The sequence below is a fragment of the Clostridium bowmanii genome (genome assembly GCF_018861315.1).
Taxonomy (GTDB): Bacteria; Bacillota; Clostridia; order Clostridiales; family Clostridiaceae; genus Clostridium_AD; species Clostridium_AD bowmanii.
In genome coordinates this window covers 90,027-105,674 of the sequence record NZ_JAHLDL010000013.1, presented here as the reverse complement: position 1 = coordinate 105,674, position 15,648 = coordinate 90,027, and the positions used below count along the sequence as shown (strand labels likewise).

General features: G+C 32.3%; 12 protein-coding genes and 1 pseudogene. 9 read left to right on the top strand and 4 right to left on the bottom strand.

Annotated features, from left to right (window positions below; all coding sequences use genetic code 11):
* The first annotated feature begins 72 nt into the window (after positions 1-72).
* Positions 73-1,488: a [FeFe] hydrogenase H-cluster radical SAM maturase HydG gene (gene hydG / locus KPL51_RS10780; RefSeq protein WP_216160822.1), complete on the top strand. Its 1,416-nt coding sequence runs from the start codon at positions 73-75 to the stop codon at positions 1,486-1,488.
* Between the two features lie 37 nt (positions 1,489-1,525).
* Here the strand turns inward: hydG and KPL51_RS24285 are convergent, their stop codons facing one another.
* Complete coding sequence (locus KPL51_RS24285) at positions 1,526-2,914, bottom strand: sensor domain-containing diguanylate cyclase (protein WP_224854118.1); 1,389 nt, start codon at positions 2,912-2,914, stop codon at positions 1,526-1,528.
* Positions 2,915-3,173: 259 nt separating this feature from the next.
* Between KPL51_RS24285 and KPL51_RS10770 the strand changes: the two genes are divergently transcribed.
* The 8 genes and pseudogenes from KPL51_RS10770 (at position 3,174) to gnd (KPL51_RS10735) (ending at position 12,833) form a co-directional block, all read left to right on the top strand.
* Positions 3,174-3,779, top strand: coding sequence for a TetR/AcrR family transcriptional regulator (locus tag KPL51_RS10770; protein WP_216160815.1), 606 nt, complete (start codon positions 3,174-3,176; stop codon positions 3,777-3,779).
* Positions 3,780-3,789: 10 nt separating this feature from the next.
* Positions 3,790-4,272, top strand: a pseudogene (locus KPL51_RS10765) (ABC transporter ATP-binding protein); the annotation flags it as partial.
* Positions 4,273-4,328: 56 nt separating this feature from the next.
* Positions 4,329-5,537, top strand: coding sequence for an ABC transporter permease (locus tag KPL51_RS10760; RefSeq protein WP_216160813.1), 1,209 nt, complete (start codon positions 4,329-4,331; stop codon positions 5,535-5,537).
* 349 nt (positions 5,538-5,886) lie between these two features.
* Complete coding sequence (locus KPL51_RS10755) at positions 5,887-6,738, top strand: MurR/RpiR family transcriptional regulator (RefSeq protein ID WP_216160810.1); 852 nt, start codon at positions 5,887-5,889, stop codon at positions 6,736-6,738.
* Positions 6,739-6,922: 184 nt separating this feature from the next.
* On the top strand, positions 6,923-8,446 hold the full coding sequence (gene gntK, locus KPL51_RS10750; RefSeq protein WP_216160807.1) for a gluconokinase: 1,524 nt from the start codon (positions 6,923-6,925) through the stop codon (positions 8,444-8,446).
* Between the two features lie 15 nt (positions 8,447-8,461).
* Positions 8,462-9,781 carry a gluconate:H+ symporter gene (locus tag KPL51_RS10745; protein WP_216160803.1) on the top strand — a complete coding sequence of 440 codons (1,320 nt, stop codon included), beginning with the start codon at positions 8,462-8,464 and terminating at the stop codon, positions 9,779-9,781.
* A 60-nt stretch (positions 9,782-9,841) separates the two neighbouring features.
* Positions 9,842-11,251, top strand: coding sequence for an NADP-dependent phosphogluconate dehydrogenase (gnd, locus tag KPL51_RS10740; protein WP_216160800.1), 1,410 nt, complete (start codon positions 9,842-9,844; stop codon positions 11,249-11,251).
* 166 nt (positions 11,252-11,417) lie between these two features.
* On the top strand, positions 11,418-12,833 hold the full coding sequence (gnd, locus tag KPL51_RS10735) for an NADP-dependent phosphogluconate dehydrogenase (protein WP_216160797.1): 1,416 nt from the start codon (positions 11,418-11,420) through the stop codon (positions 12,831-12,833).
* A 71-nt stretch (positions 12,834-12,904) separates the two neighbouring features.
* Here the strand turns inward: gnd (KPL51_RS10735) and KPL51_RS10730 are convergent, their stop codons facing one another.
* The 3 genes from KPL51_RS10730 to KPL51_RS10720 form a co-directional block, all read right to left on the bottom strand.
* Positions 12,905-13,675 (bottom strand): ABC transporter permease, encoded by a 771-nt coding sequence (locus tag KPL51_RS10730; protein ID WP_216160794.1) that lies wholly within the window; start codon positions 13,673-13,675, stop codon positions 12,905-12,907.
* Between the two features lie 2 nt (positions 13,676-13,677).
* A complete protein-coding gene (locus KPL51_RS10725; protein WP_216160791.1) occupies positions 13,678-14,307 on the bottom strand; it encodes an ABC transporter ATP-binding protein in 630 nt (209 codons plus the stop codon).
* 141 nt (positions 14,308-14,448) lie between these two features.
* A complete protein-coding gene (locus KPL51_RS10720) occupies positions 14,449-15,609 on the bottom strand; it encodes a DUF362 domain-containing protein (RefSeq protein WP_216160788.1) in 1,161 nt (386 codons plus the stop codon).
* Between the last annotated feature and the right edge of the window lie 39 nt (positions 15,610-15,648).

The window sequence follows — 15,648 nt, the reverse complement described above, 5'->3', positions numbered from 1 at the left end:
AATGGTATATTAAACTAAAATAAGCATGGTGAATTTTAAATCCCAATTAAATAGAAAATAGGAGGAGTTTAAGTGAAAGAATATTTAGCTAGTGAATTTATAGTAGATGAAGAAATAAGAGCATCTATGGCAGAAGGTGCGCAGAAGGTAAAGGACAAGTCAAACGTAAGAAGAATTTTGGAGAAAGCTAAAACTTGCGCGGGACTTACCCATCGAGAAGCTGCTATATTATTAAATATTGAGGATAAAGATATTCTTGAGGAAATGTATACAACTGCAAAAATCATAAAAGAAACTATTTATGGTAAGAGAATTGTTCTATTTGCGCCACTTTATATAAGTAGTTACTGTGTAAATGGATGTACTTATTGTGGTTATAAATGTTCTAATAATTCCTTTACAAGAAAAAAATTAACTATGGATGAAGTTGAAGAAGAAATAAGAGTTTTAGAAGGCATGGGACATAAAAGAATAGTTATAGAAGCTGGAGAGGATTTAGTTAATTGCTCTTTAGATTATATTATAGAAGTTTTAAAGAAAATTTATTCAGTGAAATTTAATAATGGAAGCATAAGAAGAATTAATATAAATATTGCAGCTACAACTGTAGAAAATTATAAGAGATTAAAGGATGCTGACATTGGGACCTATGTTTTATTTCAAGAGAGTTATAATAAGGAAATTTACGAAGGATATCATCCAAAGGGACCAAAACATAATTATAATTATCACACTACTGCAATGGATAGAGCAATGCAGGCAGGCATTGGAGATGTAGGAATAGGTGTATTGTACGGGCTATACGATTATCAATACGAAACTATAGGTATGCTTATGCATGCAGAACATTTAGAAGAATCTTTCGGTGTTGGACCACACACAATTTCAGTGCCTAGGCTTAGACCTGCTGAAGGGGTAGACTTTAAGAGTTTTCCACATCTTGTAAATGATGAACAATTTAAAAAGTTAGTTGCAGTTTTAAGAATGGCAGTGCCATATACAGGAATGATGTTATCCACTAGAGAGGAGCCTGGATATAGAGAAGAAGTACTTGCTCTTGGAATTTCACAAATAAGTGCTGGTTCATGTACTGGAGTTGGTGGATATGCCGAGGAATATGGTGTAAGTAAATCAGATGAGAAACCACAGTTTGAGGTAGGAGACCATCGTTCCCCTATGGAAGTGGTAAAAGAGTTATGTGAAAGCGGATATGTTCCAAGCTATTGTACAGCTTGTTATAGAGAAGGAAGAACAGGGGATAGGTTTATGGCGCTTGCAAAATCTGGGCAAATTCATAATACTTGCCAACCTAATGCACTTTTAACCTTCAAAGAATTTCTTATAGATTATGCTGATGATGAACTAAAAGAAATAGGAGAAAAAGTTATTGAGCAAGGCCTTCGTGATATTCCCAAAGATGTAGCAAGGAAAGCAGCTATAGAAAAACTTAAGAGAATTGAAGCGGGAGAAAGAGACTTAAGATTTTAAAAAATAAATACAAGAAAAAATCACAGTGGATTTAAAATCACTGTGATTTTTTATTTTTATAATTCTGTTTGTATTTATACATATTTTTATCAGCAATGCTTATAAGTTCATTATAGTTAAGTCCATTTTGTGGAAAACTACAAATTCCATAGCTAAAGCTACAGATTATAGTATGTCCTTCGAAAAGTATGGGATTGTTAACAAATTCTTTAATTATGCCTTCTAATTTTTCAGTTATGTATTGCAAATTTTCTCCATAAAAAACTGCCACAAACTCATCTCCGCCAAACCGTGCAAATATATCTGAAACTTTAAGATTGTTACTTAATACCCTGGCAAAGGATTTAATTAATTCGTCCCCAGCTAGATGTCCATATGTATCATTAATTGGTTTTAAACCATTAATGTCGAATATTACCACGAAAAAAATACCATTGTATGTTTTGGCCTTAACTAATACAATATTAAATAATTCTTCAAAATATCTTCTATTATATACGTTTGTTAATTTGTCATATCTAGATAAGTACACTGTTTCTTCATAGAGTGCATACTTAGCGATACCGAGTTCAATTTGTTTTTTAAAATATTCCATAACTTCTAAATCAGATTCATCGAAAGCATTATTTTGTGTGCTATCAATATTTATTAAAGCATATAATCTATTGTCTAAAAGAATAGGCGTACTAATAGAGGATTCAACTTTGATTTTAAGGGTGTTTTCTAAAACCTTGGTATATTTTCGGAAGGTTAGTTTTTGAATATCATTAATAATAACACCTTTATCTAAATCTCCACCAGTTGCATTCCAAAAGAAAGAATCTTTCAGCTTAAGGATAAATTTTCCGGAAAAACTACTATCATATCCCTTGCTAGCAATAATTTTTAAATTTTTTTCTGCATCTAGAACTAATACACAACCCAGGTCACGATTATCTAGTGCGGCGGTTACCTTTTCCAAAAGTAATATAAATAATTCTTTAATGTCATTTACCTGAAGTATAACTTGATTTATATTTAACATTGATTCTTTTAGTTTTAAAAGTTTATTTATTTTATTTTCCATACTTTTCCGAATTGTAATATCAACCATGTTTCCTGCAAGTCCCTTTACTAAACCTGATTTACTTACGTTGGCTGCTTTTGTAAAGAGAATGTCATGTATAGATCCATCTGCATATTTCACTTTCGTTTCATAAACTTGCTCTCCTTTTGATTTCATCAAATCCATATCTGCTTTATGATAAACAGCTGCAAATTCTTTTGAACTTATATCATAGACAGTATGTCCAATAATATCCTCTCTTTTTAGTCCTAAATATTCTGTAAAGGCAATATTGCAATGGGTATATACTCCATTATGGTCCTTATAGAAGATTGGATTTGGAATGGTGTCAATAAGAGTTTGAAGGAAGTTGGCTTCAATTTCTTTTGAATCATGTTGAGACTGTTTATTTTTATGGTATATATAGGTGGAAGAGAAATCTTTTTTTTGTCTAAATATTGGTTGAGTAATCTTATACCTACGGATAAAAATACCTCCTCTGAGATTATGATTTACAAAGAGCTTTTATTTTATTATATTTCCAGTGATTGTGGTTGTCAAGTCAAAAAAGCTTTCCAGCTTTGTTGTTGAAATTTTATTTTAAATAGAGTATACTACAAAAGAGAACGGAGGTTTTCTAATGCAATATTTGAAATATGAAGTTAGAAAAAGTATAGTAGAGGAATCGCTGAAGGAATTCAAACAAATGGGATACAAAGGTACATCAATAAGGAGTATAGCTAAAAATTCTCAAACATCCGTTGGAAATTTTTATAAATATTTTCAAAGTAAAGATGATTTGTACCAAAAATTAATTGGATCTGTTTACGATAGATTAATGGATTACATTAATCAGTTTAATAAAGTAGAAATAAATGAAAAAGCAGATGATATTTTTTATGAATTAATGGAAAAGATATTGGAGATATTTAAAGGGAGTAGTACAGAAATTGCAATATTACTTAATAAAAGTGAAGGATCGGAGTATGAAAATTGTAAAAAAAACTTCGTTGACTTTATAACTAGAATAGTTTCTGTAAAAATGCAATATGAACTATCTTTGGAAGGTAAAAAACTTAAAGATAATTTTATTATTTACCTGATGTCCTATAACCTTGTGGAGAGTATTTCTATAATTGTAAGAGAAAAGCAGGAAGGCAATGAAGTGAGAAAACTTATCCTTGATATAATAGATATATTTTATAGTGATATTAAGGGAAAGTTAAATTGTGAAAATTTAGATTAGGAGATAGAAAATGAAAAACTTTATAGAATTAAAAAATGTAAAAAAAACTTATCACATGGGAGACGTTATAATTAAAGCGGTAGATGACGTCTCATTTGCAATAGAAGAGGGAGAATTTGTTGTGGTTATTGGGGCTAGTGGGGCAGGTAAAACTACAATACTAAATCTTTTAGGTGGAATGGATCAAGTTACTAGTGGAACTATTATTGTAGATGGTAATGAGGTAAGCGAATATAATAAAAAAATGCTTACAAAATATAGGCGAGATGAAATAGGTTTTGTATTTCAGTTTTATAATTTAGTTCAAAATTTAAATGCCATCGAAAACGTGGAGCTTGCAGTTGAAATATGTAAAAACCCAATGAATCCTGTAGAGGTGCTTAGCAATGTAGGACTGAAAGATAGAATGCAAAATTTTCCTTCTCAACTTTCTGGTGGAGAACAACAAAGGGTTTCCATAGCCAGAGCCCTAGCAAAAAATCCTAAGTTAATGCAATAGCAGCAGTTGCAGCAACCCTGGAAGAATTAAGAGAAGCGCCAGCATCATTAATGAGACCAAAGCCACCAAAAGCCGGGAAAACTATATTACTGGAAAGAATACCTTTTATATGGAAGAGATTAAGTTTTACAAGAAAAGTTACTGCAAGAAATATATTTAGATATAAACAAAGACTTTTTATGACCGTAATAGGAATTGCAACTTGCACAGGCCTTATGATAACAGGGTTTGGCCTTAAATCAGGAATATTAGGTGCTGTAGACAGTCAATTTACCAACATATACAGATATGATATGCAGTCAACATTAAAAAAAGATATAGACTATAAGCAAGCAGCTACTACAAAAGACAAGGTAATGGAAGATGATAACGTAAAATCGGTTTTGTTTACATACACAAAAAACGGAACAGTAGATGTAGATAAATCTGGTAGAGAGGATGCCTATGTGGTGGTAGCAGACCATAAGCAGGAGCTTAATAATTATATTAATTTTACAATGAAGGGTAAAGTGCTTAACCTTGACGAAGATGGTGTGATTATTACTGAAAAGCTATCAAAACTCATGAATAAAAAAATTGGAGACACTTTTGCAATAACCCTTAATGATAAAATTGTAAAAGCTAAAATATCTGGTATTACAGAGCATTATGTGCAACATTATATTTATATGAGTTCTGATTATTACAAAAAAATAACTGGAGCAAATCTTAAATTTAATGGGCTTTATGGAGATTTAAAGTCTACCACAGAAAGTTCTGAAAATAGCACTACAAAGTTATTAACAGTTATTAAAGATGTGGGATCTGTAAGCTATAAAAATAATTCACACTTTGATTTCAATAAAACTACAAAGAGTATAAATTCGGTGGTGCTTGTGTTAATAGTATCTGCAGGAGTGCTTGCTTTTGTTGTGATATATAATCTTACAAATATAAATATAAATGATAGAAAAAGAGAATTATCTACAATAAAGCTTCTAGGCTTTTATAATAATGAACTTGCCTTATATATATACCGTGAAAACATTATATTAACGGTAATAGGTAGCCTGACAGGTATAATTGTAGGGATACTTTTAAACAGTTTTGTAATCAATTCCTCAGAAACTAAAGTTATGATGTTTATGAGGCATATTGATCCTATTTATTTTCTATATTCAGTACTGATTACAATTTCTTTTTCAATAATTGTAAACTTAGCTATGTACAGAGAATTTGGTAATATAGATATGATAGAGTCACTTAAAAACGCAGAGTAAGTTGGAGTTAATAAGGATAGTACACAAAGACATATTTTAAAAATAAAGGATAAGCTTTAAGATGTAAAAGATATAAAGGTGTAGTCTCTTTATATCTTTTACTATTTTATGATAAAATCATATTAATAATAACTTTATAAAATAGCTTTGTATGAGACTCTATAAAACTGATTTAAATTTTTTGCAAGAGTGCTATAGTGTAATTAAATATCCACCTTTAGTCGATATTTTTAAAAGGATCAATAGCATTTTTGTTTTTGTAATTAAATACTTTATGGTTTATTATAGTATAATAGAAGTAGAATCTGTGCAATGAAAGCACAAGTAAAAAATACTGTTAGGTGGTAATATGATGAATGACATAGGCGGTATAGAAAGTTTAAGAAATATATATTCGGAACTTAAGGGAGCGGAAAAAAGAGTTGGGGAATACATTCTTAAAAACTCTAAGGATATTATCCACTCATCAATTACAGAACTTGCTGAAAATTGTAAATGTGGTGAAGCTACGGTATTTAGACTTAGTAAAAAATTGGGGTTTAAAGGTTACCAGGACTTAAAGATAAGCATAGCTAGCGAAATTGTAAAACCCCTTGTAAATATACACGAAGAGATAAAAGAGAATGATGATAGTTTGGTTATAATGCAAAAAATATTTAATTCCACAATAAGTTCTCTTAATGAAACTTTAAGAATAAATGACAATAAGGAGTTAGACAAAGCTATAGGATATATTCATAGTGCAAAAAGGATAGCTTTCTTTGGTATGGGGGGGTCTGCAGCAATAGCACTTGATGCATATCATAAGTTCATGAGAACAGGAAAATACTGTGCATTTCATGAAGATTCCCATTTTCAAGCCATGGTAAGCGCTATGTATGATGAAAATGATTGTATAATTGCTATTTCGAATACTGGGAGTAATAAGGAACTTGTAGAGAACCTTCAAATAGCCAAGGAAAATGGAGTGAAAATTATTTCCATAACCTCAAATTATAAATCTCCTATATTAAAAGTATCTGATGTGGTTCTAGTATCTTACGGTAAAGAAAATTTATCGAAAAGCGAGGCAATGGACTCAAGAATAAGTGCATTAACACTTATAGATTGCATGTTTGTAGGCACTTGTTTAAAGGATAAAGAGAATTATTATAAGGCTTTAGGACAAATAAGAGAAGGCATAGCAATCAAGAGATATTAAAATAATTTTCATACACTCTATAAGAGTGTATTTTTTTGTGGAATTATGAAAATTATTTTCATAAAACCCTTGATTAAACCTTTACATTATAATATACTAATGGAAAGAGAATAATTTTCATGAAAAAGAAAATATGCTAATATTTAAGATGAAAAAGAAAATTTATTTCAAATAGGGGGAAGTTATGGAATATTTAATTGGTCTAGACATTGGAACAAGTAGCACTAAAGCAATTGCCTTTGATTTGCTAGGACATGTAATATCAAAGTGTAATATAGGTTATCCTATTTTAAATCCTAGGTCTTCTTGGAGTGAGCAAAATCCTGAGGAAATGTTTGATGCAGTTATTAATACTATTAAAAGTGTAGTAAGTGAAAATGATAAAAAGGGAAATAAACTTCTTGGTGTGAGTTTCAGTTCAGCTATGCATGGAATAATGGCTGTAAATGAAAATGGAAATAAATTAACTGATTGTATTATTTGGGCAGATACTAGAAGCACGGAATATTCAGAAAGAATAAAGAATAGCAAAATAGGCCATGAGATTTATATGAAAACGGGAACACCTATACACCCAATGTCACCATTATGTAAGCTTGCATGGATGAAGGATAATATGGGCCTAATATTTAAAAATGCATTTAAATTTATATCAATAAAAGAATATGTTTTCTATAAACTATTCCATAAATACGTTGTGGATTATTCCATTGCTTCTGCTACAGGCTTGTTTGATATTTATGAACTCCGATGGAATAAAAATTCATTAAAAGTTGCAGGTATAAGTGAGGACAAGTTATCTACACCAGCATCCACAACCCAAGTTTTTAAGGATATGGATAAAAGATATGCAGATTTAATGGGAATTGACATAGAAACTCCTTTTATAATTGGGGGGAGCGATGGCTGCCTTGCAAACCTTGGTGCTAATGCAATAAAGCCTGGAGATGCTGCAGTAACAATCGGAACTAGTGGAGCTATAAGAATAATAGCAGATAAACCCAAAAATGATGAGAGTGAAAGAATTTTTAGTTACATTCTTACTGAAGATCATTTTGTTCTTGGAGGACCTGTGAACAATGGAGGAATAATATTTAGGTGGTTCAGAGATAATTTTTCGCAAATAGAGTTGGATAAGGCTGAAACTTTAGGGGTGGATACTTATGAATTATTGACATCAGAAGCATCAAAAGTACCTGCAGGAGCAAATGGGTTGATATTTTTACCCTATTTATTAGGAGAGAGAGCCCCAAATTGGGATGCAAACTCCAGAGGCGTTTTCTTTGGAATAAACATTACACATAAGAGGGAACACTTCCTAAGAGCACTTTTAGAAGGAGTGATATTTGGAGTTTATAGTGTGGGAAAAGCTTTAGAGGAGACAACTGGCAATATTGATACAATTTATGCTACTGGGGGTTTTGTTAGATCAGAGCTCTGGGTTCAAATGCTAGCCGATGTATTTAATAAAAAAGTTGTAATAGCAGAAAGCTATGAAAGTTCCTGTTTAGGAGCTGTAGTGCTTGGTATGAAAGCAATAGGTCTTATAGATAATATCGAAGAAGTAAAAAAATTAGTTCCTATTTCTCAAACATTCAAACCTAATATTGTAAATCATGAAGTTTACATGAAAACATTTGAAATTTACGAAAGATTGTACTTGAAATTAAAAGATGAGTTTGTAAATATTAGTTTATTACAAAAATAAAAGGGGGACTTTATTATGCCATTATTAATTGTTGCTTTGGGGGTTGTGTTACTATTAGTTCTTATGATAGCATTTAAATTAAATGGGTTTTTGTCATTAATTCTTGTGGCACTAACAGTAGGTATTTTGGAAGGTATGCCATTGCCAAATGTTGTAACTTCTATAACAAAAGGTGTTGGTGGTACATTAGGTACACTTGCATTGGTACTTGGATTTGGTGCCATGCTTGGTAAACTTATGGCAGATAGTGGTGGCGCACAAAGAATAGCCTTAACGTTAATTGATAAGTTTGGAAAAAAGAGAATACAATTGGCAGTTGTAATAACAGGTTTTATAGTTGGTATGGCACTATTTTATGAAATAGGCTTTGTACTTTTAATACCATTAGTATTCACAATAGCAGCAGCAGCTGATATCCCACTTTTATATATAGGAGTTCCAATGGCGGCAGCGCTTTCAGCCACTCATGGATTCTTACCACCACATCCAGGTCCTACAGCTATAGCTGCTATTTATAAAGCAGATTTAGGTAAGACATTACTTTATGGTATTGTAGTTGCTATACCAGCAGTAATTCTTGCGGGGCCTGTACTTACAAAGTTCTTAAAGCATATGGAGCACGATATCCCGAAAGGATTATTTAACCCTAAGATATTTACAGATAAAGAAATGCCTGGTTTTGGATTAAGTGTGTTTACGGCTTTAGTTCCAGTTATTCTTATGGCAGCAAGAGCTATTGCCACCATTGTATTACCAAAAACTTCTCCTATATTAAACTATACTACTTTCTTAGGTGATCCAGTAATAGCATTACTTTTAGCCGTACTTTTAGCTATATTCACTTTTGGGCTAAATAGGGGTAAAAAGATGCCTGAAGTTATGAAAACTGTAAGTGAGTCTATAGCAGCAATAGCTATGATACTATTAATAATAGGTGGAGGCGGAGCCTTCAAGCAGGTTTTAGTAGATAGTGGAGTTGCAGATTATGTTGCACTAATTATGAAAGGATCAAGTATATCACCATTAGTACTTGCGTGGCTAATTGCTGCAATACTTAGAATAGCATTAGGATCTGCAACAGTAGCAGGCCTTACAGCAGCAGGTATTGTAGGCCCATTGGTAGTAGTAACAGGTGCTAGTCCAGAACTTATGGTGTTAGCTACAGGTGCAGGAAGCTTAATATTCTCACATGTTAATGATCCTGGTTTTTGGATGTTTAAAGAATACTTCAATCTATCAATACCTGAAACATTAAAATCCTGGACAGTACTCGAAACTATTATTTCAGTGGTTGGTCTGATTATGGTTTTACTAATAAATATGGTTGTACATTAAAAACTTATTTAGGAGAAGCTTGCTTCTCCTAAATAAGTTTATAAAAAGGAGATTTATATTATGGAAAAACGACAATTTGGAGTTATAGGCATCGGTGTTATGGGTAAAAATCTAGCTTTAAACATTGAAAGTAGAGGGATATCAGTTTCGGTTTATGATAGAGATAAGATTGCCACAGCGGAGTTATTAGTAGGAACAAAAGAAAAAAATATTGGGGGAACATATACTATAGAAGAGTTTGTAAATTCTCTTGAAACTCCAAGAAAAATACTTATTATGATTAAGGCAGGGAAATCTGTTGATGAGGTTATAGAGGAATTAGTACCATACATTTCAAAGGATGACATATTAATTGATGGCGGTAATTCATTTTTTATGGATACAATACGTAGGAGCAAAAATCTCCAGGAATTGGGCTTTAAATTCATAGGTATAGGAGTTTCTGGAGGAGAAGAGGGGGCTTTAAAAGGTCCCGCACTTATGCCTGGTGGGGATATTGAAGCTTACAAAATAATAGAACCAATTTTTACAGCCATAGCTGCAAAAGTAGATGGGGAGACTTGTTGTACTTATGTTGGCGGAAACGGAGCAGGACATTATGTAAAGATGGTTCATAATGGTATTGAGTATGCAGACATGCAACTTATTTGCGAAGCTTATACACTTTTAAAAGAAGTTTTAGGGCTATCCAATGATCAGCTTCATGAGGTTTTTGCTGAGTGGAATAGTGGTGAGCTTGATAGCTATCTAATGGAAATAACCAGTGAAATATTTGCACAAGTGGATAATGAATCTGGAGAGTGCATGGTAGATATTATTTTAGATAGGGCAGGGCAAAAGGGAACTGGAAAATGGACTAGTCAAAGCGCTCTGGATTTGGCAGTACCAATACCTACCATAACGGAGTCTGTTTTTGCTCGTTGCATTTCTGCCATAAAAGATGAAAGAGTCCTGGCAAGTGATGTTTTAAAAGGACCAGAGGTGAAATTTGAAGGGGATATAAATAAGTTTATAGAATCTGTAAGAAGAGCTCTTTATACAAGCAAAATATGTTCTTATGCTCAAGGATTTGCACTTATGAAAGCTGCAGCTAAGGAGTATAGTTGGGAGCTTGAATATGGAAAAATCGCTAAAATATTTAGAGGTGGCTGTATTATTAGAGCTCAATTTCTTAACAAGATAAACGATGCTTATGTAAAAGATGCTGATATCAAAAATTTAATGTTAGATTCTTATTTCAAAAATATTCTTAGTAGTTATCAAAAGGACTTACGTTATGTAGTATCAACAGCTGTAACTTTAGGTGTGCCAGTTCCAGGATTCTCTAGTGCAATAATGTACTATGATAGCTATAGAAGTGCAAACCTTCCAGCAAACTTACTTCAGGCACAAAGAGATTATTTTGGCGCACATACCTTTGAAAGAACGGATAAAAAAGGGAACTTTCATCATGAATGGGTATGTGAATAAAGAGGTGCCACCCACGTGGAAAGTGACATGTGGGTGGCATCTTGTTTTATAATCCTTATTAATCAATAATAAATACTGTACTTATTTCAGTGTTTTAAGTGTATAATTAAGAAAATAAAAAAAATTATATGAGAAGTAAATTTGTACTGTAATAAGGAGCGAAATTATGGATAAACAGCAATTTGGAGTTATAGGTATGGGTGTCATGGGCAAAAATTTAGCCTTGAATGTTGAAAGCAATGGCTATTCAGTTTCAGTTTACAATAGAAATAGGATTAAGACAGATGAGTTATTAATAGAGCAAAAAGATAAAAATATTGTGGGAACCTATTCTATACAAGAGTTTGTAAATTCTCTAGAAACACCTAGAAAAATATTGATTATGATAAAAGCAGGAAAGCCTGTTGATTATGTTATAGAAGAATTAATACCATATATGTCTAAGCGGGATATTTTAATTGATGGCGGCAATTCATTTTTTATGGATACAACACGTAGGAGCAAGCAGCTTGAAGCTCTGGGATTTAAATTCATTGGTGCAGGAGTTTCAGGAGGAGAAGAGGGTGCTTTAAAAGGTCCAGCAATTATGCCTGGTGGTGAAATTGAAGCTTATAAAATAGTTGAACCAATTTTTACAGCTATAGCTGCAAAAGTAGATGGAGAACCTTGCTGTACTTATATTGGAGAAAACGGAGCAGGACATTATGTTAAAATGGTTCATAATGGTATTGAATATGCAGATATGCAGCTTATTTGTGAAGCTTATGATCTTTTAAAAGAAGCTTTAGGACTTTCCAATGATCAGCTTCATGATGTTTTTAAGGTGTGGAATGAAGGTGAACTTGATAGTTATTTAATGGAGATAACTAGTGAAATATTTACGAAAAAGGATAATGAAACTGGAGAGTACATGGTGGATATTATTTTAGATAAGGCTGGCCAAAAGGGAACAGGAAAATGGACTAGTCAAAGCGCTTTGGACTTGGCAGTACCTATATCTACTATAACAGAGGCTGTTTTTTCACGTTGTCTGTCTGCCATAAAAGATCAACGAGTATTGGCAAGTAGTATTTTAAAAGGACCAGATGCAAAATTTAAGGGAGATGTAAATGAGTTTATAGAGTCAGTAAGAAAAGCTCTTTATGCAAGTAAAATATGTTCCTATGCACAGGGGTTCTCACTTATGAGTGCAGCAGCCATAGAATATAATTGGGAGCTTGAATATGGAAAAATCGCTAAGATATTTAGAGGCGGTTGTATAATTAGAGCTCAATTCCTTAATAAGATAAATGATGCTTATGAAAAGGATGCTAATATTAAAAATCTGATGTTAGATTCATATTTTAAGGATATCCTTAATAGTTATCAAAAGGACTTAAGACTGGTTGTATCTACAGCTGTAAATTTAGGTATTCCAGTGCCAGGATTTTCTAGTGCGATGATGTACTATGACAGTTATAGAAGTGCAAATCTTCCAGCTAACCTGCTACAGGCACAGAGAGATTATTTTGGTGCTCATACTTTTGAAAGAAGGGATAAAGAAGGAATATTTCATCATGAATGGGTAACTGAAATTAAATAAAATAGAAAATATTAAAACCTGCAGTTTATATCTGAACTGCAGGTTTGTTCTATTATTAGATATTTTTAAGTTTATAAAAATTGCTTTTTACTATTATACAAAGATTTATAACCTAAGTTCAGGGATAAGAACACTGTTATACATACTGAAGTACAAATGGCAATCATGATTGCTATTTGGTACATAATGGCTGTGGTAGGTAAGGTACCTGATAACATTTGCCCTGTCATCATTCCAGGTAAAAAGATTATTCCCATTCCTAGCATGGAATTCATGGTAGGTATTAAGGCAGTTTCTAGTGCATTATTAGCAAAAGGCTTTAATATATCTTTAGGTTCCACTCCTAAATTGAGTAGTGTATTAATTTTACTTTTCGAATTGCTTATGTCATCCATAAAGGTTTTAATTGCAATGTTTACTCCTGTCATAGCATTACCAATAATCATACCAGCTAGTGGTATAGTATATTGTGGGTTAAATATGGATTTTCTAACCACTATTGTAACAAAGAAGATTAGAACAAAAAGCCCTGAGAATGCTAGTGAAGCTGCTATGGCAATTTTAAAATTTCGGTTCAAGTCAGTTCTATGTGAAATTACACGATTAACAGAAAATGCTATCATAATAATTAAAAAAAACACAGTAAATAGGGGGTTTGGATTACTAAACACATATTGAAGTACATAACCCACTATTACAAGCTGAACTGTCATTCTCAAACTTGCAACTAAAAGAAGCCTTGTCTGGTTTACTTTTGATTTTTTCATTATTATTAACACTATAATTAGAAGTAGATAAATAAGTGAAAATTGAAAAATACTTAGTGAAACTGCTCCTTTCATATTTACACTTCCTTAATCATTTCGATTTTATTTTCACAAAAATCTTCAACAATAGTTTTATTGTGACTTACTATTACAATATCAATATTTTTTTCCTTGCAGAAGTTTGTTATATTTTCCATTATACTATGGCTGTTTTTTTCATCCAGAGCTGCAGTTGGCTCGTCCAGTAATATGACCTTAGGGCATAATGATAAAAATATGGATGTATACACTCTTTGACGCTCTCCGCCAGAAAGAGTAGAGGCACTTTGGTCTAGTGGAACATTTACGCAGCAAAGATCCATAATATATTTCACATAATCACTACTAGGCATAGTTTTTTTCCTTAGTGAATAAAAGGTTTTGAAATTGTCTATTATGCTCTCATCAAAAAGAAAAGGCTCCTGAGAAACTAGGCTTACCTCACGTCTTAGAGCAATAGGATCATAATCCTCTATCGGTGTACCTTTATATAATAATTCGCCTGATGCTGGATTTATAGACTGGTTTAATAGTTTTAAGAAAGTGCTTTTACCACATCCACTTTCACCAACAATGAAATTGATCATGCCTTGTTCAATTTTTACACTGCTATAAGTTAAAAAATCTTTGTAAATTAGATTACTAGCTTGAAATAATGGTTCACTCATAATAATTCCTTCCTTAATTGTTTTTAATAGGTTTATTATATCATACTAATTGTATCCTATAAATTCAAACATACATATACAAATTAACAATAGCTTATACTCCCATTGTTAATGAATCTAGGATGATAGGCTATTATTTTATTATTTGTATTTACCTCTATAGAATTTGGTCATAAGCCCCGCAATTATATTGTCTTTTTTTAGCTCAACTGCTTTATATCTGCATAATTCATGGCAACACATGCATTCAATACATTTAGAATAGTCAATTCTTTTAGTATCTTTATCTATAGCCTGAACAGGGCAACTTTCTACGCACATATTACATTGCTTGCAGACAGAAAGGTTAATTTTTGGTCGTGTTTTCAAGAAATTTATTACCTTTATAAGTGCTTTATAGTTTTGCTTCTTTTTACTATTGAATCTTTTGGGTAATTTGAAGTCTATAAGTTCAGGGGAAGAGTCATAGTCTCCACAAACCTGAATATTTTCTAAGTCCCATTGTCCAATGTTCTTTTCTCTAGCTGCATTTAGTATGGGAATATCTTTAATATCAAGGCCAATCATCTTTGCGGCCACTGTATCAAGAGCTAGAGGATCTGTACTTATCAGTATTTTATGTGCATTGTAAACATCACCTGCAGTAGGCCCTTCACCTTGCATTGCAGTAATTCCATCCATAATGTGTAGTGAAATTTTAGAATTTTCATGTATGTCTGCTAGCATGCTACCAAAATTTTTTGGATCTGGTAGTAGCTTATGATATTCTGCTTTTTTAAGCCCAGGAATAAGTCCAAATACGTTTTTAACTGCTCCTGTGTAAATTCCGGCTGTATGGGTTTTAAACTTTGGAAGGTTAATAACTAAGTCAGCATCAAAAATAGGTTTTGCTAAATACAATTTATCTCCGTAATCAGAGTTAATGCTACATTCAACAACTCCTTCTTTGTCAAAGTTTTTAATTTCTGCACCTTCATCTTTAGCTACTTTATTAAGCCCAGATACTTCAAAACTTTGTGCCGTGGGAGCTATTCCTGCTATTGCACCACCGGAGCTATCGCCTATCCATACACTACAGTCCATGGCCTTTAAAATTCTAGTTATAGCTCGTACAAATTCACAATGGGTAACTGCAGCAGTTTCAGAGGATTTAGGACCAATTAGATTCACTTTTAAAAGTACCTTCATTCCAGGTTTTACAAAGGATTTCCAACCGCCAATAAGTTCCATACCGCTGTTCAATTTTTCTATAACAGCATTTATGTTGTAGTTATCACACTCTTGGATTATAACTTTAATCATATTTACACTCCTTAAAATATAATATTTGTATCTGCTTTA

Excerpts from the sequence above, each read along its gene's own strand:
- gntK (WP_216160807.1), top strand. The coding sequence starts at position 6,923 with ATGGAATATTTAATTGGTCTAGACATTGGAACAAGTAGCACTAAAGCA.
- KPL51_RS10755 (WP_216160810.1), top strand. The coding sequence starts at position 5,887 with ATGATGAATGACATAGGCGGTATAGAAAGTTTAAGAAATATATATTCG.
- KPL51_RS10725 (WP_216160791.1), bottom strand. The coding sequence starts at position 14,307 with ATGAGTGAACCATTATTTCAAGCTAGTAATCTAATTTACAAAGATTTT.
- KPL51_RS10730 (WP_216160794.1), bottom strand. The coding sequence starts at position 13,675 with ATGAAAGGAGCAGTTTCACTAAGTATTTTTCAATTTTCACTTATTTAT.
- gnd (WP_216160797.1), top strand. The coding sequence starts at position 11,418 with ATGGATAAACAGCAATTTGGAGTTATAGGTATGGGTGTCATGGGCAAA.
- KPL51_RS10760 (WP_216160813.1), top strand. The coding sequence starts at position 4,329 with ATGAGACCAAAGCCACCAAAAGCCGGGAAAACTATATTACTGGAAAGA.
- KPL51_RS10720 (WP_216160788.1), bottom strand. The coding sequence starts at position 15,609 with ATGATTAAAGTTATAATCCAAGAGTGTGATAACTACAACATAAATGCT.
- KPL51_RS10770 (WP_216160815.1), top strand. The coding sequence starts at position 3,174 with ATGCAATATTTGAAATATGAAGTTAGAAAAAGTATAGTAGAGGAATCG.
- gnd (WP_216160800.1), top strand. The coding sequence starts at position 9,842 with ATGGAAAAACGACAATTTGGAGTTATAGGCATCGGTGTTATGGGTAAA.
- KPL51_RS10745 (WP_216160803.1), top strand. The coding sequence starts at position 8,462 with ATGCCATTATTAATTGTTGCTTTGGGGGTTGTGTTACTATTAGTTCTT.